This window comes from Rhodococcus sp. NPDC057135, assembly GCF_042670865.1.
Lineage (GTDB): Bacteria > Actinomycetota > Actinomycetes > Mycobacteriales > Mycobacteriaceae > Rhodococcus_F.
Window position 1 is genome coordinate 140088 of sequence record NZ_JBHUUU010000013.1, and the last position, 22569, is coordinate 162656.

General features: G+C 63.6%; 7 protein-coding genes. 3 read left to right on the plus strand and 4 right to left on the minus strand.

Translation table 11 applies throughout. The annotated features are described in order from the left end of the window. Positions 1–6: 6 nt before the first annotated feature. Positions 7–942, minus strand: coding sequence for a methionyl-tRNA formyltransferase (locus ACFT1A_RS23455; RefSeq protein ID WP_378448976.1), 936 nt, complete (start codon positions 940–942; stop codon positions 7–9). A 111-nt stretch (positions 943–1053) separates the two neighbouring features. Here ACFT1A_RS23455 and ACFT1A_RS23460 point away from each other — a divergent pair, with 111 nt between their 5' ends. Continuing rightward, entirely contained in the window at positions 1054–1857 is an 804-nt protein-coding gene (locus ACFT1A_RS23460) for an alpha/beta fold hydrolase (protein ID WP_378448977.1), read from the plus strand. An 83-nt stretch (positions 1858–1940) separates the two neighbouring features. Here the strand turns inward: ACFT1A_RS23460 and ACFT1A_RS23465 are convergent, their stop codons facing one another. The 3 genes from ACFT1A_RS23465 to ACFT1A_RS23475 form a co-directional block, all read right to left on the minus strand. Next, on the minus strand, positions 1941–2210 hold the full coding sequence (locus tag ACFT1A_RS23465) for a metal-sensitive transcriptional regulator (RefSeq protein ID WP_230814895.1): 270 nt from the start codon (positions 2208–2210) through the stop codon (positions 1941–1943). A 90-nt stretch (positions 2211–2300) separates the two neighbouring features. Then, positions 2301–2711: a DUF302 domain-containing protein gene (locus tag ACFT1A_RS23470; protein WP_378448999.1), complete on the minus strand. Its 411-nt coding sequence runs from the start codon at positions 2709–2711 to the stop codon at positions 2301–2303. A 102-nt stretch (positions 2712–2813) separates the two neighbouring features. After that, positions 2814–4961, minus strand: coding sequence for an MMPL family transporter (locus tag ACFT1A_RS23475; protein WP_378448978.1), 2148 nt, complete (start codon positions 4959–4961; stop codon positions 2814–2816). Between the two features lie 159 nt (positions 4962–5120). Here ACFT1A_RS23475 and ACFT1A_RS23480 point away from each other — a divergent pair, with 159 nt between their 5' ends. Both ACFT1A_RS23480 and ACFT1A_RS23485 read left to right on the plus strand, forming a co-directional pair. Beyond that, a complete protein-coding gene (locus ACFT1A_RS23480) occupies positions 5121–5705 on the plus strand; it encodes a class I SAM-dependent methyltransferase (RefSeq protein WP_378448979.1) in 585 nt (194 codons plus the stop codon). A 100-nt stretch (positions 5706–5805) separates the two neighbouring features. Then, positions 5806–22497 carry an amino acid adenylation domain-containing protein gene (locus tag ACFT1A_RS23485; protein WP_378448980.1) on the plus strand — a complete coding sequence of 5564 codons (16692 nt, stop codon included), beginning with the start codon at positions 5806–5808 and terminating at the stop codon, positions 22495–22497. Positions 22498–22569: the final 72 nt, after the last annotated feature.

Genomic DNA, 22569 nt, shown 5'->3' on the forward strand with positions numbered 1-22569 from the left:
AGACGATCAGGTGAGGTACCCGCCGCCGTGGGGGAAGAACTCGGCGGCGGTGTACTCACTGCCGTCGTCGAGTCGGATGCGCTCGATTCGCAGTCCCTTGTTCTTGCCCGACCACGCGTCGGGGCCCGCGACGATCACCATGCCGTCGTCTTCCTGGATGAAGACTCGGCCGGGGGTTCCGCCGTAGTGCCCGCGTGAGACGGACGCCTTCAGGATGCGGATGCGCTGGCCTTTGAACTCCGCGAAAGCATTGGGGTACGGATCGGACTGTGCCCGGACGAAACGCTCGATGACCTCGGCCGGCCAGGACCAGTCGACGTGGCTGTCCTGCGGTGCACGCTTGTGGAAGAAGGTGGCCTGCGAGCGGTCTTGCGGCGTCCAGTCGGTCCGCCCGGACGCGATCAGATCCAGGGCGTCGAGTGTGATGGGGCCGATCATGTCGATCGTGCGGTGGAACAGATCGGTGACGGTGTCCGCGGGGCCGACCGTCGTCGAACGCTGCAGGACGATGTCGCCCGCGTCGAGTTCCTCGTCCATCAGGTGCGCCGTGAGGCCGACTTCTTCTTCACCGTTGATCAAGGCCCAGATGAGCGGGGAGAACCCCGTGTACTTGGGCAGCAGCGAATCGTGGATGTTGAGGGTGCCGTACTTGGGCGCGTCGAAGACTTCCGCGGGCAGCCAGGTGCGCCAGTTGTTGGCGACGATGATGTCGGGAGCAGCTTCGGCCAGCGCGGCTTTGAAGGCGTCGTCAGGCTTGTTCGCCACGTGAACGGGTACACCGTTCTCGGCCGCCAGATCTGCAACCGAGTCCGCCCACATCTGTTCGTAGACGTGATCACTCTTCGGGTGTGTGATTGCCAGCACGACCTCGTGATCGGAGTCGATCAAGGCCTGCAGGGTACGGTGGCCCCAGGTTTGGTATCCGAGCGTAGCGACTCTCAACGGGGGTCCTCCTGGACGAGCATGGGCTGGGGTTGGCGGTCACACGACCGCCCATCAGCTTAGGCTATCCAACCAAAATTGTTGATCACACGTACGAGGAGGAAGGCTGACATGACGGTCGCCACAATCAACGGAATCCCCATCAATTACCAGGTCAAGGGTGATGGAGATCTGGTGGTGCTCATCATGGGGACCGGTAGCCCCGGCCGCGTCTGGGATCTGCACCAGACTCCGGCATTGGTGGCCGCCGGCTATCGCGTCGCCACCTTCGACAACCGCGGAATCGCACCGTCCGGCGAGAGCCTCGGCGGCATCACGATGCCCGACATGGTTGCGGACACCGTCGGACTGATCGAGCATCTCGGCGGCGGCCCGGCCCATGTCATCGGCACCTCGATGGGCGCCCGGGTTGCGCAGGAACTGACGCTCGCCAGGCCGGATCTGGTTCGCAAAGCAGTGTTCCTCGCCGGCCACGCTCGGATGGATCATTTCCAGCAGGTTCTGACCGAGGGTGAGCGCCAGTTGTTCGACAGCGGCGTCGCCCTGCCGGCCAAGTACCGCGCCGCGGTGACGGCGGTGATGAACCTCTCGCCGGCCACGCTGGCCGACGATCACTCCGCGCGTGACTGGATGGACATCTTCGAGTTCACCGGCGGCGCAACGTCACCGGGTGTTCGCGCGCAGCTCGGCATGGACCGTGCTTTCGATCGACGTAACGAGTACAAGTCGATCATGCGCCCGTGCCTGTCCGTCGCTTTCGCCGACGACCGCATGATCCCGCCTTACCTTTCCCGCGAGGTGGCGGACTGCATCGCGACGGCGTCGTACGAAGAGATTCCCGACGCCGGGCACTACGGATACCTCGAGCGTCCAGAGGCCGTGAACAAGGTGCTGATCGACTTCCTGGCGAAGTAGTTCTTTCGCAGTTCTTTCGCAGTTCTTTCGCGCGCGAGAAAGGGCCTGATCCGCTACCTGCGGGTCAGGCCCTTCCTCTTGTTTCATGCCAGTGCCAGGAACAGCTTCTCGAGTTCGGCCTCGGTCATCGGTTCCTGACCTTCGGCGCTTTCGCCGGTGAGGCATTCACGCAGCCCCGAAGCGACGATCTTGAACCCTGCTCGGTCCAGCGCTTTGGACACGGCTGCGAGCTGCGTGACGACGTCCTTGCAGTCGCGGCCGTTCTCGATCATCGAGATGACCCCGGCAAGTTGGCCGTGAGCACGCCGCAGTCTGTTCAATACGAGCGAAATGCTCTCTTCGTCGCCGGTCATGGTGGCCCCTTCTCGAGTGTTCGTGCTGCGACCGAGGGTACCCCTGGGGGCATGTCAGCGTTTGATCCAGTGCTCGATCCGACTGTGGTGTCAGATGATCGAGGTGACTGCCGCGCGCAACTTGACGGCGGCGTCGGCCGCCACGGATTCCAGGCCTGGTTCGCCGGAAACCTGAACCATGAGAGCGGGATTCATCGCTTCGACGAAGAACGAGTTCTCGGTAGTCGTATCTTCGCGGACGACGACATTGCACGGCAGTAGGAGGCCGATCTGACGATCCACCGACACTGCCCGATGGGCCAGCGGCGGATTGCAGGCACCCAGGATCAGGTACTTCTCCATGTCCTCGTCCAACTTTTCCTTGAGGGTGGCCTGCATGTCGATCTCGGTCAGGATGCCGAAGCCCTGCTCGGCGAGCGCGGCACGCGTGCGGGTGACGACCTCGTCGAAAGTTCCGGTGACCTTGGTTGCGATCGCTATCGGTTCCGTGGGGGTTGTCATTGCCCGCTCCTGTTCGTTGGTTTCGATGTCTTCGGCTTCGATTTCCGTTGTCTCCATGATACCCCTGGGGGTATCAATTCGACAGTGATGTCGGGTACACGGTCAGCCATGCGAGAAGCTGATGTTCGGCAGGATGCGTCGTAGCCATGCCGGTGCCCACCAGGCTGCCCGGCCGGTGAGACGCAGGAGCACGGGCAAGAGCACCAAGCGGACGAGCACCGCGTCCAGGAGCACAGCCACACCGAGGATGATCCCCATCTCCTTGGGCGGCAGCGGATCTGCGAGCGCGAAAGTGAAGAAGACCGCAACCATCACCGCTGCCGCCGCCGCGATGACCCGACCCGAATGCGCGAGGCCGTCGATGTGTGCGATCTCGGGGTCGCCTGTCCGTTCGTAGTGCTCCTTGGCGCTCGAGAGCAGGAACACGGTGTAGTCCATCGCGATGGCAAAGATCATGGCGAAGAAGAAGACCGGACCCCACCCGTTCAGAAATCCCTGGGGATCGAAACCGAGCAGGCCGGATCCGTGACCGTCCTGGAAGATCAGCTTCGCGACTCCGAACGCGGCCCCAGTGGACAATAGGCTGACCAGCGTGCCGATCAAGGCGATCAGAGGTGCCTGAAGAGCGATCAGCAGCAACAGGAATCCGAGCGTCAGAATCACGACCACGACGATGGGCAGGTAGTCGTTCAACGCCTGCTGAAGGTCGAGATTTTCGGCCGGAGCGCCGCCGACGAGCGCTGATTCCGGCAGCTGCGACCGAAGGTCCGCAAGGATGGTTTCCATCTCAGGATCCGACGGGTCGACGGTGGGAACTGCTTGCAGCATAACCAGATCGGATCCGTCGGCTGCTTGCTGCGCCGGCGTGACCATGGCCACGCCGTCAATGTTGACGGCAACACGCGAGGTGTCTGCTGCATCGTCTGCGGACGTGACGATCTGCAACATTCCGGGAGCGCCGTCACCGAATTGCTGCTGCACCAGTTCGTAACCCTGCCGAACCGGGGCGTCCTCGGGAACCACGGCGATGGAGGGCATTGCCACCTTCAGTCCGAAGACCGGCACGACGAGTGCGATCAGGATGAGCAGGGCGCCGACGCCGAAGGGCCACGGGTGCTTGTGCAGCAGCGACGCCCAGGCTGCGAACATCGGGGAGCGGTGCTGCTGGCGCTTTGCGTACGGTAGCGAACCGCCGTTGACCTTGGCGCCGATCCTGCCGAGCACGGCGGGTAGCAGGGTGAGGGTTGCGGCGAGAACGAAGATCACGGCGAGCATGATGCCGACAGCCATCGTGCGTACGGCGGGAGCCGGAACGAGAAGAACCGCAGACAAACTGACCAGAACTGTGAGGCCGGAGAGGACAATTGCTTTGCCGGCGGTGTCCATCGTCTGGGCCACGGCGGCCCGCGGATCCGGATCGGTTCGCAGTGCTTCTCGGAACCTGGCGACGAGGAAGAGTGCGTAGTCGATGCCGAGTGCGAGGGCGAACATCATCGCGAAGTTCATGGCCCACACGGAAATCGGCGTGATCTCGTTGAGGATCACGAGTCCGCCCGCCGAAGCGACCAGGCCCGCAAGGGTCAGCAGTAGCGGGAGTCCCGCGGCAACCAGGGATCCGAAGGCCAACACCATGATCGCGAGAGTGACGGGCCAGGACATCATTTCGGCCTTGATCATCGCTTCGTGATTGGCCTTGTTGAAATCGCTCCACAACGCCGACGCGCCGGTGGGGTACACCTCGATCGTGTCCGTGGACAGTGCCGTGAGTTTCTTGCCGAGTTCGTCTACCGCGCGCACCATGTCGTCGGTATTCGCATTGGCACCCGCGATCATGATTCCGGTATGTCCGTCCGGGCTGATGGTCATGCCGGGCTGTGGGGCGATCACTTCGCCGAAACGAGGGTCCGCGGTAAACAGTTCGGTTGCCGCGGCCAGAGTCTGCTGCATCGACGGATCGGTGATGGGTAGAGAATTCGAGTGAACGACCACTTGCACTGCGGCGGAGGAGTTTCCGCCGAAATGCTGCTCGGCCAACTCGCGAACCTGCACCGACTCGGATCCGTTTGCCTGCCAACCCGCGCCGGCCAGGGAGGTGAAGACACTGGGCGCTGCGGCGCCGAGTGCAACCAGCGCGATCAACCAGACGCCGACGACCAGGCGGGTGTGCGCCGCCATCGATCGACCGAGTCGCGCGAGTATGCCGTCGGCTTGGTCGGGTGGGTCCGCGGTGACAGTTCTGGTCGCTGACATCTTCACTCCTGATACGGGTGGGGGTATTCCTGACTGTTCCTTGTATACCCCTAGGGGTATCTGATTGTCACTTCCGAAGGTTCTCTATGCTGCTGGGGGCGCCGTCTGATCAGTGACGGCGGAACGAACTTCGGTGATACGGATATGGGGAGAGCGATCGTGGACGCACAGGACTGGGACGAGCGATACCGAGCGGTGACGGAGCCGTGGGGAGTGGACCCGGCGGGAACCGTCGCAACAAGAATTGCCGACCTGAGGCCGGGCACCGCGATCGATCTGGCCTGCGGCGACGGCCGTCACGCGCGGTGGATGGCCGGGCAGGGTTGGTCGGTGACCGCGGTCGACTATTCGTCGGTGGCGATCGATCTGGCACGGGCGAGTGACCGGGACAAGGCCGTCGACTGGCGGGTCGGCGATGCGACCACGTGGCAACCGGAAGGTTCGGTCGACCTGGTGTTGGTCAGCTTTCTGCACCTCGAGGTCGACGAGTTGGCCGAAACGCTGAAGCGCGTCGGGCAGTGGGTTGCTCCCGGCGGACGCGTCCTCTATCTGGGGCATTCCATCGAGAACTTCCGCCGTGGGGTGGGCGGCCCACCCGAACCGACCATTCTGCCCGGTATTTCCGATCTAGCCAGGGCAGCGGAGGGATCGAGGGTCTACGCACTCGAACACGTGGTTCGGCCACAGGACGGTAAGACGGCAATCGACGTTCTGCTCGAATTCGGTCCGTGGGACCAGGTCTGACCAGGGCGGGAGTGCACCTTCACGTTCCTGGGTAGCCTACCCTAAACTGGCGAGGGTGTTCGTCGTTCGATGAGCATGAACGACGATGATCGGATTCTCGATGTCTGACCACTCTCAGGTAGCTCACCCGGCTGTATCGGGCGGTGGCCATCTGGACGCAGCGCTCCCGGCGACGGCCGCTCAGCGTGAGGTGTGGGTTGCTCAGAACGTCGATCCGAGCAGCCCGGTCTACAACATCGGACTGGTCGTCGAGGTCGACGGGACGATCGACGTCGAGCGTGCGGCAGCGGCGATCAAGGCCACCGTCGGCCGCGTCGAAGCGCTGTTCGTGCACTTCCAGGTGGATACCGACAACCGGCTGATTCAGGTGCCGATACCGGAGGCGCACTGGGACGTGGAAGTACTCGACGTTCGGGGCGAGCCGGATCCCGATTCGGCTGCGCAATTGTGGATGGACACCGACATGGCTCGGGTCTTCGGTCCGGACGATCTGCTTTTCCGCCAGGTACTTCTGCTGACCGCCGACGACCGAGTCATCTGGCACCAGCGCTATCACCACAGCGTGGTCGACGGGTATGGAATCTCGCTCATCGTCGCCGACGTCGCCGAACGATACGACGATCCGAATCTCGAGACTTCTGCCCCGCTGTGGGCACTCGATGCGGTGGTTGCAGCCGATCTGGAATACCGAAACTCTCCACGGTTCCTGCTCGACCGTCAGTACTGGGTGGAGCGAGTTGAAACAGGACCGGAAGCGACGCGGATTCTGCATGGGCAGGTGGATGATTCGCTGCCGCCGATCTCGGCGATGCTCACGCTCGATGCCGATCGCGCAGCGCAGCTCTATCGCTATGCGGCCGACGCCGGGATTCGACGAACTCGCCTGCCTATGGCCGCGCTGATCGCGTACCTTGCACGCACCACCGGACAGCACGACGTTGTCGTCTCGGTGCCGATGGCCGCTCGGGTGGGCCGCGACATGCGTCGCACCCCCTCGATGGCGTCGACGATTCTGCCGCTGAGTATTCGAGTCGAGCGCTCGGAAACCATCGGCCAGTTGGCAACTCGTCTCGACACCGCCCTGATCTCGATTCTCAAACACGGGCGGTACCGGGGCGAGGATCTCGCTCGCGACATTCGGGCGATCGATCCCGACCGTCAGGTCTTCGGCCCCGGCATAAACTCGATGATGTTCGAGCACACTCTCACCTTCGGCGGTTGCCCGGTGCGCGTGCGTAATTCGGTAACCGGGCGGGTCGGCGACCTTGATCTGAGTGTGCGCGGCGGACAGGACGGGGAACCGATCGAAATCGACGTCCGCGCACCGTTCGGATTCGACCGCGAACTGGCTGATCACACCGCCAGAATCGAACAGTTCCTCGATCGGTTCGTAGCTGAGCCGCAGCTTCCGATCTCGGCACTCGACCCCATGGCGCCGGCCGAGCGAGAACTCGTGCTCCACGGGTGGAACGACACTGCAGAGCCGCAGCCCGTCACGACGGTGCCGGATTTGTTGCGCAGCAGCTTCTCCGCCGATCGGGGCGCTGTCGCCGTGGTCGACGGCGACGTCCGGCTGACGTACGGTGAACTCGAATCTCGGGTATCGCAGCTCACCGCACACTTGATCTCTCGCGGTGCTGCATCCGAAACCGTTGTGGCAATCGGGCTTCCGAGATCCGCCGAGATGGTGGTGGGGTTGTTGGCCGCCATGTGCGCCGGTGGCGCTTTCGTGCCGCTGGATCCGTCGTGGCCCGCAGAGCGCCGCGAATCAGTGCTCGCCGATGCCGGTGCCACACTGGTGCTCACCTCCGACGGCGCTGACGACTCCGTTCCGGTCGATCTCTCCGCGTGGGCGTACGAGGACGGGCCTTCGCGCCTGTCCGAGGTCATGACACCCGACGTCCGTATTCACGGTGCCCAACTGGCGTACGTCATCTTCACGTCCGGTTCGACCGGTCGTCCGAAGGGTGCCATGATCCGCCACGAGGCAATCTGTGCAAGGTTGCTGTGGCAGCGGGAGCGGATTCTCGGGTTCGGGTCCGGCGATGCCTCGCTATTCAAAGCTCCACTCTCGTTCGACATCTCGATCAACGAGATCCTGCTCCCGCTCGTATCCGGCGGTCGATTGGTGATCGCGAAGCCTGAGGGGGAGCGCGACCCGCAATACCTGCTCGACCTGATCGCCGGAGAATCGGTCACCTTCGTCTACCTGGTTTCGTCGATGCTCGACATCCTTCTGGACCTGGCGAGCGGGACCGATCATCTCGATTCGTTGAAGCACGTGTGGTGCGGCGGTGAGGTTCTCACGCCTGAACTCTTCGATCGGTTCCGCACCCAACTGTCCACGACGCTGTATCACGGCTACGGGCCGGCGGAAGCGACCATCGGTGTCTCCCATGTGATCTACCGCGAGGACGCGGAACGAATCGCCACATCCATCGGGCGCCCGAACCCCAACACTCGCCTGTACGTATTGGACGGCGACCTGCAACCGGTTCCGGTCGGCACCGGCGGCGAACTCTATGCGGCGGGCTTCCTGCTGGGCCGCGGATACGTAGGTGCGTCGGCATTGACCGCGTCTCGTTTTGTCGCGGATCCCTTTGTTTCCGGTGATCTGGCCGGATCCCGGATGTATCGCACCGGTGACTTGGCCCGATGGACCGCGGACGGCACCCTCGACTTCCTCGGACGCACGGACAATCAGGTGAAGATCCGTGGCATGCGTCTCGAACTCGAGGATGTCGAAGCCGCCGTGATCTCGCACCCCCAAGTGCGTCACGTGGCAGTTCTGGTGCGTCAAGCACCCACAGGCGCAAAGTATCTCGCCGCCTACGTGAGCGCAGCGTCGGGGACTAACCTCGCAATCGACTCACAGGACATTCGCGAGTGGGCGGCGAGCAAGCTGCCCGACTACATGGTCCCGACCACCGTCACTGTCCTCGACGAGTTTCCGCTCACGGCCAACGGCAAACTCGACCGCCGCGCACTTCCCGAGCCCGATCTCGCCGAACTGAGTGCGCATGTCGCCGCGAGAAACGAAGTAGAACAACAATTCTGCACGTTGATCGCGTCGGCAGTCGGACTTGATTCGGTCGGCGTGACCGACGACTTCTTTGCACTGGGCGGCGACAGCATCGTCGCGATCTCACTCGTGACCGCGGCTCGTGCGGCCGGTTTGTCGATCAGTCCACGCGAGGTGTTCCAACTGCGCACCGCAGAGGCCATGGCGCGTGCCCAGTCCGGCCGAACGGCTGAGATCGTCGACCACGCGGACCAACCGATCGGCCACGTAGCCACGACGCCGATTGCCGCCAGGGTTCTCGGAGTGTCGGATGCAGTGCGAACCTTCCACCAGCGTGCGCTGATTCAGACCCCGTCAGCCTTGACGTCCGAGCATGTCCAGGCGGCACTCGACGCCCTGGTGGCGCGCCACGATGCACTTCGTGCGACGTTGACTTCCGAAGGAACGCTGCTTGTTCCGGAGACAAACGAAGCGGCTGTGGTCTTCGAGACCCGTGCACTGCCGGCACCTCTCGAAGAATGCGGACCGTTGATCCTCGCCGAGACCGAGCGAGCCGTCGGTCGTCTGAATCCGGCCGCCGGCACGATGGTCAGTGCTGTTCTGTTCCGCACCGTGACCGGTCCCGGACGACTGTTGCTGGTCATCCACCACACAGTGGTCGACGGCGTCTCCTGGCGCATCATTCTCGAGGACCTCGCGCGCGTCGGCATCGCAGCGATGAAGGGCGACGAACCCGAACTCGCTCCGGTCGGCACGTCGGTGAGGAGATACGCCGAACTCGTTTCAGAGGCGGTCGGAGCAGGGCGACTGGACACCGAGATCGAATTCTGGGACTCGGTGACGGCCGGACAACAGTCGCGTCTCGGGCGTCGGGCACTCGACCCGGCGATCGACATCGCGCGCACCGCTTCGGCGCGGTCGATCACCCTACCTCCAGAATTTGCAGATCAGCTGTTGGGCAGTGTCCCAAGGGCGTTCGGGGCCGATGTGAGCGAAGTGCTGGTCACCGCACTTGCCGTGGCGCTGACCCGTTGGAGCGGGGCCGGATCGGTGACGATCGACCTGGAGGGGCACGGACGCGACGAAGACATCGTTCGCGGCGACGGCGCTGCGCACGTGGACCTGACACGAACTGTCGGTTGGTTCACCACGGTGTTCCCGGTTGCGCTCGAGATCGGCACAGCCGCTCCGGATCTCGACGCGACCGACGATCTGGCGGGGGTTCTCAAGAGCGTCAAGGAGCAACTTCGACGGGTTCCGAACGCCGGCTTCGGGTACGGAGCATTGCGATACCTCGGCGGCTCGGATCAGTTGCGTAGTTTCGCAGCGCCCGAGGTGGTGCTCAACTATCTGGGACGCACTGCCGCAGCGGAGGGGGACTGGTTCCCGGTGTCGATGGACGGTGCTGCCGATCCGTCCATGCCGCTGGGACACGCGTTGTCTGTCGACGTCGTAGCCGAGGACGCCGCCGGTGGACCACGCCTGCGAGCCACTCTGACCTGGGCGTCGAACATCTTCCTGCGTAGCGACATCGACAGGTTTGCGCGGCTGTGGCTGGACTCGCTCAAGGCCGTGTCCGGGCTCGCAGCCTTCGGCGGAGCCACACCCTCGGACTACCCTCTGGTGGCGCTCACTCAGGCAGATGTGGACGAGTTGCCGAAGGCTGAAGAGATTCTCCCACTCACTCCGCTGCAGGAAGGGATCTACTTCCATTCGGCGTTTGCCGATCCGGGGGCGGATCAGTATGTCGTGCAACAGGTTGTGGAGCTGACCGGCACCGTGGACAGTGCGGCGCTGCACCGTGCGCTGCAATCCGTCGTCGATCGGCATGAGGCGCTGCGCACCGGATTCTCGGTCCTGGGTGACGGCAGGGTGGTGCAGGTGGTGCACCCGAGCGCTGTCGTGGAGATGGCGGTAGTCGAGGTGGCCGGCGCCGATGTCGATGAACTGCTCTCCGTCGACCGTGCGCGTGGGTTCGACCTCGCGCAACCGCCTCTCGTCCGCTACACACTTGTCCGTGCAACTTCGGAGAAATATCTGCTGCTGCAGTCGATCCACCACGCGGTTGCAGATGGATGGTCGGTCCCGGTGATGCTGCGGGAACTGATGGCGTCGTACAGCGTCGGCGATTCCCGCGTCGTGCTCCCGACGCCTGCGCCGTACCGCAGCTATCTCGAATGGCTGGCCGGTCACGATCACGAGGCTTCGGCAGCAGTGTGGAAGAAGGCACTGAACTCTCCCGGTCCCGCCGCCGAACTGCCCGCCCCGAGTGCCGGCAGCAGCGGAATCCGCGCAACTCGGGTCGAACTGACCGACAGTGACACTCGCGCACTGACGACCAACGGACGCTCACACAGACTCACGCTGAGCACACTGGTGCATGGCGCCTGGGGATTGGTGCTCGGCCGAATGGCCGGCCGAACGGACGTGCTGTTCGGCTCGACCGTATCGGGGCGCGGCGGCGACCTACCCGGTATCGAGACCATGGTGGGCCTGTTCATCAACACAGTGCCGGCTCGATTGCGCTTCGACCCGGCGGAGCCTGCCTCGCAAGCGCTTTCTCGCTGGCAGGAAGAACAATCGGAACTCCTCGACCATCAGTACGTGGGGCTGCCCGAACTGCGACGGACCGGCGGACTGGAGCAGAACTTCGAATCACTGGTCGTGTTCGAGAACTATCCCCTCGGTGACATTGCAATCGCTGATCCGACGGATTCGGTGCGACTGACGGGAATTCGATTCGACGAGCGACCGGCCTACCCACTGACGCTGATCGTCGTTCCAGGCGACCGGTTGGCGTTGGAGCTGAAGTACGACGCGGCTCAGGTGGACGGCAACGCCGCGCAGGCGCTGGCCGAAGCTCTCGCAGTGGTGCTCACAGAGCTTTCCCGCGATCTGGAACAGGTGATCGGCAGGATCGCGCTGGCACCCGCCCAGCCGGGGAGCGTCGGCACGGTCTTGGACCAGCCGCGTGCAACGCTGACCGAGCTGCTGCGGGATCAAGCTGAGCGCGCGCCCGAAGCCACCGCTGTGATCTTCCGCGACGAGGTGTTGACCTACGCCGAACTTCACTCTCGCGCCGATCGTTTTGCGCACCTGCTGCGCGAACGGGGCGTCCGACGCGAATCGTTGGTGGCCGTAGCCTTGCCGCGCTCGATCGAACTGATGGTCGCGATACTCGGCATCGGAAAGGCCGGGGGAGCATACGTGCCCCTCGACACCGGCTATCCGGCGGAGCGGCTGACGTACATGCTGGGTGACGCCGATCCGGTGTGCGTCGTGGTGTCGGAGGATTCTTCACTCGATTCGGGTTCGGTTCCGCGGGTGACGGTATCGGAGTCCGCGCAGTTCCCCGCCGATCCGCTGAGTGTTCCGGGATCGCCCGCGGATGCCGCGTACATGATCTACACCTCGGGTTCGACCGGTCGCCCCAAAGGTGTTGTGGTCACCCACGAGGGGGCGGTCAACCGATTGCTCTGGGCGCAGCAGATACGTCCGATGGACACCGCTGACCGGATGCTGCAGAAGACCCCGTCGAGCTTCGACGTCTCCGTCCCCGAATTCTTCTGGCCGTTCCTGGTGGGGGCAACCCTGGTGATGGCCGAGCCGGACGGGCACAAGGACCCGGGCTATCTGGCCGACGTCATCGTCGAACAGTCCGTGACCCGAGTGCACTTTGTTCCGTCGATGCTCGAAGTGTTTCTCACGGAGCCGAAAGCGGCACTGTGCACGTCCCTCGAAATCGTCAACTGCAGCGGTGAGGCACTGCCCGTTCACGTTGCACGCAAGGTCGCGGACATCCTGCCGAATACTCTGGTGGACAACCTGTACGGCCCCACCGAAGCTGCCGTCGATGTCAGTTGGCAGCCGGCGGTGCAGGACACTCCGGCCGACGCCGTCAGCGTCCCGATCGGCGCACCCGCCGCCAACACAGGACTGTTCGTTCTCGATCCGTATCTTCAGAACGTTCCGGCCGGTGCCACCGGTGAGCTGTATCTGGCAGGGCCACAACTGGCGCGTGGCTACCACGGACGTGGGGGATTGACCTCCGAGAGATTTGTGGCGAACCCGTACGGACATGCAGGCTCGCGGATGTACCGGACCGGTGACATCGTGCGTTGGAATGCCGACGAAGTTCTCGAGTACCTCGGCCGCGTCGACGAGCAGGTGAAGGTTCGTGGATTCCGCATCGAACTCGGTGAAATCGAAGCTCAGTTGGCGCTGTGCCCCGGAGTTGCGGCAAATGCCGTGATCGTCCGCTCCGACGGTCCGAGTAACCGCGCACAGGTGGTTGCCTACCTGGTCGGAGACGTTGACGAAGCTGCGGTGCGAGGGCAGTTGTTGTCGGTGCTTCCGGAGTTCATGGTGCCCAGCGCCTTCGTGCGGTTGGAGTCACTGCCGCTGAGTCCGAGCGGCAAGCTCGACCGGAAGGCCTTGCCTGCCCCGGATTTCGCGGCACAGGTGGGCGAAACGGTGGGAGGTGTCTCTTCGGGTGTCGCAGACCTCCTCGCCGGGCATTTCGCGACGGTTCTCGGACTGCCCCGAGTCGGGGTGCGCGACGACTTCTTCACTCTCGGCGGCGACAGTATTTTGGCGATCCGACTGGTCAACCTGGCTCGTCGGGATTCGGTAGTACTGACCCCGCGTCAGATCTTCGAATTGCGTACTCCCGCTGCGATCGCCGCAGCCGTGGGTGATGTTGTCACCTCGGCAACTACTGTCACGACCGACATCGGCGTGGGTGATCTGGTTCCGCTGCCGGTGGTCCACCGCTTGTCCGAATGGACGGGCAATACCGATCGCTTCAATCAGTCAGTTCTGATCCATTCTCCGGCAACATCTCTCGAATCGATCACCGGCGCGTTGCAGGCCGTACTCGATCACCACGACGGACTTCGGCAAACCTTGATCCGACACGACCGCGGAATGTGGTCGGCGCGGGTGCAGGAACCCGGCAGCGTCCGGGCAGCGGACATCGTCGAACGAGTCGACGCGCGGGGACTGGGCGACGCCGAGCTGCGAACACTCGTCACTGAGCACTCCGAAACAGCGACCAGTCGATTGGATCCGTCTGCTGGGCGGATGATCTCGGTGGTCTGGTTCGATTGTGGTGCCGAGAATCTCGGGCGGCTCGCCATAGTTGCGCATCACCTGGTCGTGGACGGCGTGTCCTGGGGAACCCTGCTCGAGGACTTGGCGATGGCCTGGGTGGCGGTCGAGGCCGGAGAGCCCGCCGCACTCGATGGTGTCGGAACTTCGCTGCGCACTTTCTCCCGCACGGTGGCCGAACACGCCCACTCGGCTCATCGATTTGCCGAACTCGATCACTGGCTGACGGTGACCGCTCCGGGCGCGCATCTGATTCCCGGTGTCGAGGGCTATGCCGTTGTATCCGGAGGCTCGAGACGCACGGTCACGGTGGACGGAGCAATCTCCGAGGCGGCACTTGGATCGGTTGCGGCACTGGTGGGTGCGGAGGGAACAGACGTTCTGCTGGCAGCACTGACGATGTCCGTCGATCGCTGGCGTCGTTCCACCGGTCGTAGCGAGTGTGAACTTCTGGTCGATCTCGAGAGGCACGGCCGCGAGGAATTGGTACCGGGAACCGATCTGTCGCGAACAGTCGGCTGGTTCACCACCATCGCGCCCACGCGACTGCACGCCGGGACCGACCCGGTAGCCACACTGCGCGAGGTGAAGGAGAGCCTGCGCAGTGCACCGGACGGCGGTATCGGCTACGGAATGTTGCGGTACGTGAACGCCCGCACGGCACCGACATTGGCGGGGCGATCCGAATCTCAGATCCTGTTCAACTACCTCGGACGTTCGGCGGCTGCTGGATCGACCGCATGGTCCCTGGCAGCCGAATCCGAAGCCATGTCCACCGATCCCGACGCGGACATGGGAGGGCCGTACCGCCTGATCGTCAATGTCGTCAGTGTGGATTCGGAGCTTCGCGCCGACTTCGCCTGGGCAAGTGAAGATTTGTCCGAGGAGGACGCGCGGGCACTGTCCGACGGTTGGGTTTCCGCGCTCGGTGATCTGTCGGTCGCGGCTGCGGAGCACGACGGGCCTCCCATCCTGACTCCGTCCGATGTGGGGTTGCTCGACCTGAGTCAGGCCGAGATCGACGCGATAGCCGACGCGAGCCCGACAGGTGTCAGCAGCATCCTCCCACTCTCACCCTTGCAGGAAGGCCTGTACTTCCAGGCCGGATACTCAGACAACGGTGACAGCGCTGGCGGGGACATCTACACGGCGCAGTTCTCGATGGACTTCGGGCACACGCTCGACGTAGACAGGTTGGCTGCGGCCGCCCGGACACTTCAACGACGAAATCCCACCCTGCGTGCGGGATTCGTGAGCGAAGGCCTGAACGAGCCGGTGCAGTTCTTCAGCGCGGGACTCGACGTTCCGGTTGCCGTCCACGATCTCCGTGAACTGGACGACTCGACTGCGCGTGAGCGCGCCGACGGCATTGCTGCCCAAGACAGAGTGACTCCATTCGACCTGACCGCGCCGCCGCTGTGGCGTATGAGCGTGCTGCATTTGCCTGGCGGACACGATCGCCTGGTGATCAACAGGCAGTTCCTGCTGTGGGACGGCTGGTCCAACGGCCTTGTCGTCAGCCAGCTTCTGGCGCTTTACGATACCGGCGGCGACGACAGCACCTTCGGCGAGCCCGAGGGGTCGTTCGAGACCTACCTCGCCTGGTTGGCCGGCCGCGACGGAGCGGCCGCCGACGAGGCGTGGCGCGGAGCGCTGGCGGGACTCGAAGAGCCGACGCTGGTTGCCGAGCCGGCGCCGGACGCCGAACGTCAGCTTCCGGATCGCCGTGATGTGGTTCTGTCGGAATCGCTTTCGCGTGCGTTGCGTGAGCGCGCTGCCGCGTCCGGCGTCACGTTCAACACGGTACTGAACGCAGCGCTGGCCCTGGTGCTGGCGTCGGCCACCGGTCGACAGGACGTCGTCTTCGGCTCCACCGTTGCCGGAAGGCCTCCCGAGGTGCCGGGAATCGACACCGTGGTGGGAATGTTCCTCAACACGGTTCCCGTTCGGCTGCAATTGAATCCGAACGAGAGCGTCGAGGGACTGTTGCGCCGCACGCAGGCGGATCGTCTCTCGCTGATGCCGTACGACTACCTCGGCTTGGCATCGATCCAACGTGTCTCCGAGCATCGTCAGTTGTTCGACGTGCTGATAGTCCTGCAGAACTTCGTGGACGAGAAGCAAGTAGACGCCCTCAATGCCGCCCACGACGTCAGTGGCAGCGACAGCATCGATCACACGCACTATCCGCTGACCGTCGTGGTCACACCGGGCACCACCGTCAACGTCAAGTTCGAGTTCCATCCGCATCTGGTGACCGCGCGTCGAGCCGAGGACCTACTGGGTCACTTCGTCGAACTGTTGCAGAGTTGGTCGCAGGACATGACAGGTTCGGTCGTTGCGACACCGGTTCCCGCAGTGGCGCAACAGACGCAGAGCCGAGAGTTGCCGGAGCGCACCATTGCCGACCTGTTCGAAGAGGTGGCGTCGGCGCAACCGAACGACACTGCACTCGTGTTCGGGAAGCGCCGGATGACCTACGCCGATCTCGACGGCGAGATCAACCGGATGGCGCGGTTGCTGATCAACTGCGGTGCCGGCCCGGAAAAGATCGTGGCTCTCGGTCTACCACGGTCGGTGGACATGGTCGTCGCCCTCTTCGCCGTGTTGCGGACCGGTGCCGCCTACCTGCCCCTCGAACTCGACCACCCCGCCGAGCGGTTGGCCGTGATGATCGACGACGCGCATCCTGTCGTGTTGCTGACGACCGTTGCCGCCGCATCGAAGTTCGAAGGAGCGGACGTCCGCACTATCGTGATCGACGAGCCGGACACAGCGGCAAGGAGACTGACGATCTCGGCGCGGTCGCTCTCCGTGTCGGAACTCGGAGCATTCGCCCCGGGGACACCGCATCGACTCGACCACCCCGCGTACGTCATCTACACCTCGGGTTCGACCGGCAAGCCCAAGGGCGTGGTCACCGGTTACCGCGGCCTGACGAACATGCAGTTCAACCACCGCGAGGCGATCTTCGAACCGGTGATCGCCGCGGCGGGCCGACGCCTGCGGATCGCGCACACCGTGTCCTTCGCCTTCGACATGTCGTGGGAGGAACTGCTGTGGCTCGTGGAAGGCCACGAGGTGCACATCTGCGACGAGGATCTGCGTCGTGACGCCGAGGCGTTGGTTGCGTACTGCGACGCACAGGACATCGACGTCGTCAACGTGACGCCGACCTACGCGACGCACCTGATCGAGAGCGGACTTCTCGACGACGGTGTGGGACAACACCGCCCGCCGCTTGTCCTGCTCGGGGGTGAAGCCGTTCCGGATTCGGTGTGGAACAAGCTGCGCGACACCGAAGGAACCGTGGGTTACAACCTCTACGGACCGACGGAATACACGATCAACACCCTCGGCGGCGGAACGTCCGACAGCGACTCCCCGACCGTCGGCAAGCCGATCTGGAACACGACTGCGCACATTCTCGACGGCTGGCTGCGTCCGGTTCCCGACGGAGTTGCCGGCGAACTGTACATTGCCGGAGCCGGTTTGGCTCGCGGCTACCTCGGACGCTTCGCGCTGACGTGCGAGCGCTTCGTCGCCGATCCTGCCGGGACCGGAGAACGCATGTACCGCACGGGCGATCTGGTGCGTCGACGCGGTGACGGCAACCTGGACTTCCTCGGCCGCACCGACGACCAGGTGAAGATCCGAGGTCATCGGATCGAGCCGAGCGAAATCGTCTCCGTTCTCGAATCCGACGAACACGTGCGTCAAGCAGCGGTGGTGGTCGACGTCGGGGCAGGTGGAGTCAAGAGGCTCGTCGGTTACGTGACACCGGTGCGCCTGGGCGTCGCGCACGATTACCGTGCGCGAGCACGAGTTCTCCTACCCGACTACATGGTTCCGGCTGTGGTGATCGAAGTGGAGGCACTACCGATGACCGTCAACGGAAAGCTCGACGTCAAGGCGCTGCCCACGGCCGATTCGGTGCTGGGGGAGCGGAGTGGGACAGCGATCGCGCCCCGGAACCACACGGAAGAGGTCCTGTGCGAACTCTTCTCGGACGTGCTGGACGTGGAGGGTATCGGTGTCGACGACAACTTCTTCGACCTCGGTGGGCACTCGCTTCTGGCCACCAAACTGATCAGTCGCACGCGGATCGCCATTCCCAACAGTCTGACCATGCGTGATCTCTTCGAAGCGCCGACTGTCGCGGAACTCGCGGAACGTATTGTGGCCGAGCAGGGATCGACGCGACCGGTACTGGTGGCGAAGCCTCGACCGGATCACCTTCCTCTTTCTGCCGCTCAACAGCGATTGTGGCTGATCGGACAGATGGAGGAGAACTCCGCGGCCTACAACTTCCCGATCGTGCTCCGCCTGGACGGTGCTCTGGACGCGGATGTGTTCGCGGCGGCGCTGGATGACGTCGTGGAACGACACGAATCGTTGCGCACGGTGTTCCGGTTGGTGGACGGAACACCGGAACAGATCATTCTCCAATCGGCGACGGTTCCGGTCGAGACAGTTCATATCGAGACAGTTCCTTCAGCGGAATCCGACGTCGCCGGCGAAGTTGCAGTGGCAGTGGGTCGTCCGTTCGACCTGTCGAACGAGATTCCGATCCGCGCACGCCTGATCCGGGTAGACGACGCCGTAGTGGTCGTGATCGTCCTGCATCACATCACTACCGACGAATGGTCCGATCGCCCCTTCCTTCGGGATCTGATGTCTGCCTACTCCTCTCGAATTCAGGGCGAAGAACCAGCTTTCGAACCGCTTCCCGTTCAGTACGCGGATTACACCCTGTGGCAACGGGAATTGCTGGGCAGCGCCGACGATCCGGCGAGCGTCCTGAGTACGCAGTTGGCCTTCTGGGCGAAAAGTTTGGACGGAGCCCCGGAAGAACTGCTGCTCCCCGCCGACCGGAGCCGACCGGCAAGACCGAGTTTCTCCGGTGGTGCAGTGGTGACACGGTTAGACGTAGACACCACCGCTGCACTGCGAGATCTGGCGCGCGAGAGCCAGAGTTCGATGTTCATGGTCCTGCACGCGGCGTCGGCGGCGTTGCTGACCGCGCTCGGTGCGGGTGAAGACCTTCCGCTCGGGGCTCCCGTGGCCGGGCGCAGTGAACAGGGGCTCGACGAACTCGTCGGCTTCTTCGTCAATACCATTGTGCTTCGCACGGATACGTCGGGTAACCCGACGTTCCGGCAGTTGGTGGATCGCGTTCGCGAGGGAGATCTCGAGGCCTTCGCCAACGCCGACGTTCCGTTCGAAACTGTGGTGGAGCGTCTCAACCCGTCGCGTACTTTGGCACGCAACCCGCTGTTCCAGGTCATGGTCGGCTATCACAGCCGCGAGGAGATGGGCGGGAATCCGTTCGAACTCGAGGAGTACACGGCCAAGTTCGATCTGGTGTTCAACTTCACCGAGTATCTCGGCGACGAAGGCTGCATCGACGTCCGGCTCGAATACGGCAGCGACCTCTTCGATCGCGAGACCGCACAGCGAATTTCGCACCGATTGGAATCGGTGATCGCGGCAGTCGTGGAATCGGCCGACATCGAGATCGGTGACATCGACATCTTCTTGCCAGGCGAACTCGAACAGGTTGTCACCTCGTTCAACGACACCGCCGTCGACGTGCCGGAAGAGACGTTCTACGACGCTTTTGCGCGTGGGGTCGTTGCTACACCCGAGGCGATCGCCGTGCGCGACGAGGCGGGGCAAGTCACCTACCGCGAGCTTTCCGAGCAGTGTGATCGGATAGCCGGTCTGCTGTATCGGCACGGAGTGTCGGTCGAAGACGTGGTGGGACTTGCCGTCCCGCGCTCGGTGGAGATGGTCGCGTCGGTCCTCGCCGTGCTCAAGCTGGGGGCAGCGTATCTTCCCCTGGACTTGAGTCACCCGAGCGAACGCATCACGTACATGCTCACCGATTCCCGCGCCTCGATACTGCTGTCCACCTCCGAGGAGAGTTCTCGAATCGACGATGTGGTCGGTGTCGAGCGAATCCTCCTGGACGATCCGTTGATCCGGAGGGAACTGGACGAGGCAGTGATCGTCGAGACCCCCAGGCCACCAGTTGGCGTCAGCCACGCGGCGTACGTCATCTACACCTCGGGATCGACCGGCAAGCCGAAGGGAGCTGTCCTCTCCCATGACGGTATCCCGAGCCTTGTTGCCACAGCCGAGGTTCGGATGCGACTGGTACCGGGTTCGGTGGTGATGCAGTTTGCTTCGGTCGGCTTCGACGTTGCGGTATTCGAGTTGGCCATGGCTCTGTGCACGAGCAGCACCCTGGTGATCGTGCCGCAGAACGCCCGGGTTGCCGGTCCGGCGCTCACGGATTTCATGACGAGCAATCGCGTGACCCACGCGATCATCCCTCCCTCGTTGCTGGCCGCCCTGCCGGCAGGATGCGAAGTACCGCAGGGTTGCACGGTGTTGGTCGGAACCGAAACGGTGCCGCCGGAGCTGATCGGTCGATGGGCGGAACGGCTGAATTTGCTTGCCGCGTACGGACTCACCGAAGCCACGGTGAACAACACACTGTGGCAGGCGGAGCCCGGTTGGAACGGCGCTGTGCCCATCGGAATCCCCGATCCCAACGAACAGGCGTACGTGCTCGACGATCAACTGCGTCCGGTTCCGCCGGGGGTATCCGGTGAGCTGTACATCGCAGGCCGCGGCCTGGCCAGAGGGTACTTGGGCCGATTCGATCTGACGGCACAGAGATTCATCGCAGATCCCGTCGGCGCGGGCGATCGCATGTACCGCACCGGGGACCGCGCGCGGTGGCGCTCGGACGGGAACATCGACTTCCTCGGCCGCGTGGACGATCAGGTCAAGATCCGTGGTTTCCGAATCGAATTGGGTGAAATCATAGGCGCACTCAGTGCCCATCCGTCGGTGAAGCAGGCGACGGTCGTCGCGGATCGACAGGGCGAAATCACGCGCCTGGTCGGGTACGTGTCACCCGAACCCGGTGTTGTCGTCGACACGACGGCAGTGCGGAACCTCGCGGCAGTGTCGTTGCCTGACTACATGGTTCCGACCTTGGTTGTGGCCCTTGACGGTCCGCTGCCGTTGACACCCAACGGAAAGCTCGACCGCAAGGCGCTGCCCGCCCCGGACTGGTCGGAGCTGGCGGGTGATGTTGCTCCTCGCACGGCGGTGGAGTCCACGGTCGCGGCTGCCTTCGCGGAGATACTGCAACTCCCGAGCGTCGGAGTCCACGACAGTTTCTTCGAACTCGGTGGGCATTCGATGGCATCGATGAAACTGGTCGGTCGCATTCGCGAAGCGTTCGGCGTGGACGTCAGTATTCGAGACGTATTCGACGCGCCGAGTGTTGCGGAGTTGGCCGCCGTCGTTGCGCGTTCGGAAGGTGGGCGTCCGATCCTGGCGCCGGCGGTGAAACGTCCGGAGACGATGGGTCTGTCTGCGCCGCAACGTCGTCAGTGGGAGTTGTTCCGCTCGGCCGGCGAGCACCCGCAAGCAAGCCACGCTCTGGCGCTGACCCTGAAATCGAAGATCGATCCGGAGATTCTCGGGCACGCCTTGGACGATGTGACGTCGCGGCACGAACCACTGCGGACAACCTTCGTCGAGGTCGACGGCATCGTCGTGGCAAGAGAATCGGTGCGACCGACTGTCGATGTGGTCGATGTCGGCGCCGGCGATGTGGGTCGAGTGGTGTTCGAACTGGCTCAACTTCCGATGGATCTGCGTGAGCAATCGCCGTTGCGGGTTCATCTGGTGCTCGGCGAAGACGGCTCTCGGACACTGCTTCTCGTCATGCACTACATCGCCGTCGACGAGTGGTCCGTTGTGCCCTTGCTGGGAGATCTGGTCTCGGCCTATGCGGCCAGGTCGCAGGGAGATCAACCGATCTGGGACGAGTTGGCGTTGACGTACGCCGACTACACCGTGTGGTCCGACGAGCTGTTGGGTGACCCCTCTGATGGCACCAGTCGTGCGTCGAAGCAACTTGCGTACTGGCAGGATGCGCTCGACGGAATACCGACCAGTGTGAATCTTCCGTTGCCGGAAGGTGACTCGGAGCCGCGAGGTGACGTGGTCGCTGTCGACATCGACGCGGATCTGCACGCTGGAATCGACGCCCTGGCTGCGCGCACCGGCACGAGTATGTTCATGGTCCTGCAGGCCGCACTGGCCAGCGTTCTCACGAAGGCCGGCGCGGGTACCGATCTTCCCATCGGTTCATTGGTTGCGGGCAGGTCGGATCCCCGTCTCGAACCGATGATCGGATCGTTCTTCAATGTTGTTCTCCTGCGCACGGATACGTCCGGTAGTCCGACGTTTGCAGAATTGCTGGCTCGCATCCGGGAAAGCAATCTGGAAGCGCTGAGCAATCAGGACGTCTCATATGTGTATGTCGAGCAGGCACTGGGTAATCCGGCGTCCATGAGACCTCAGGTGATGGTGATCCATCACCAACAGGCCGATTTGGACGGGCTCGGCGACTTCGGTTCTCTCGTACCGATTCCGGTGGGAGTGCCCGATGCGGATCTGACGTTGAGTTTTTACGAGCCGGTCGGCGAAGGGCCTGTTTTTGCAACTCTCGGGTTCCGTGCCGACCTCGTCGATGCGGGCGCGGTCCGTGAATGGGCAGGTCAGCTGGTCGACGTGATCGAGGCTGCGGCGCTCGTCGAAGGCGATGACGTGAGCGAGGGGGCGAAACTATGACATACGTCGCATCGCTCCGCGGGGTCGACCGCTATACGGGGGCTCGCAGTGTTGATACCCTCACCTCATTAA

Bases quoted from the DNA above. Each gene is read 5' to 3' on its own strand.
- ACFT1A_RS23465 (WP_230814895.1), bottom strand. From the start codon at position 2,210: ATGACCGGCGACGAAGAGAGCATTTCGCTCGTATTGAACAGACTGCGG.
- ACFT1A_RS23485 (WP_378448980.1), top strand. From the start codon at position 5,806: ATGTCTGACCACTCTCAGGTAGCTCACCCGGCTGTATCGGGCGGTGGC.
- ACFT1A_RS23475 (WP_378448978.1), bottom strand. From the start codon at position 4,961: ATGTCAGCGACCAGAACTGTCACCGCGGACCCACCCGACCAAGCCGAC.
- ACFT1A_RS23470 (WP_378448999.1), bottom strand. From the start codon at position 2,711: ATGACAACCCCCACGGAACCGATAGCGATCGCAACCAAGGTCACCGGA.
- ACFT1A_RS23460 (WP_378448977.1), top strand. From the start codon at position 1,054: ATGACGGTCGCCACAATCAACGGAATCCCCATCAATTACCAGGTCAAG.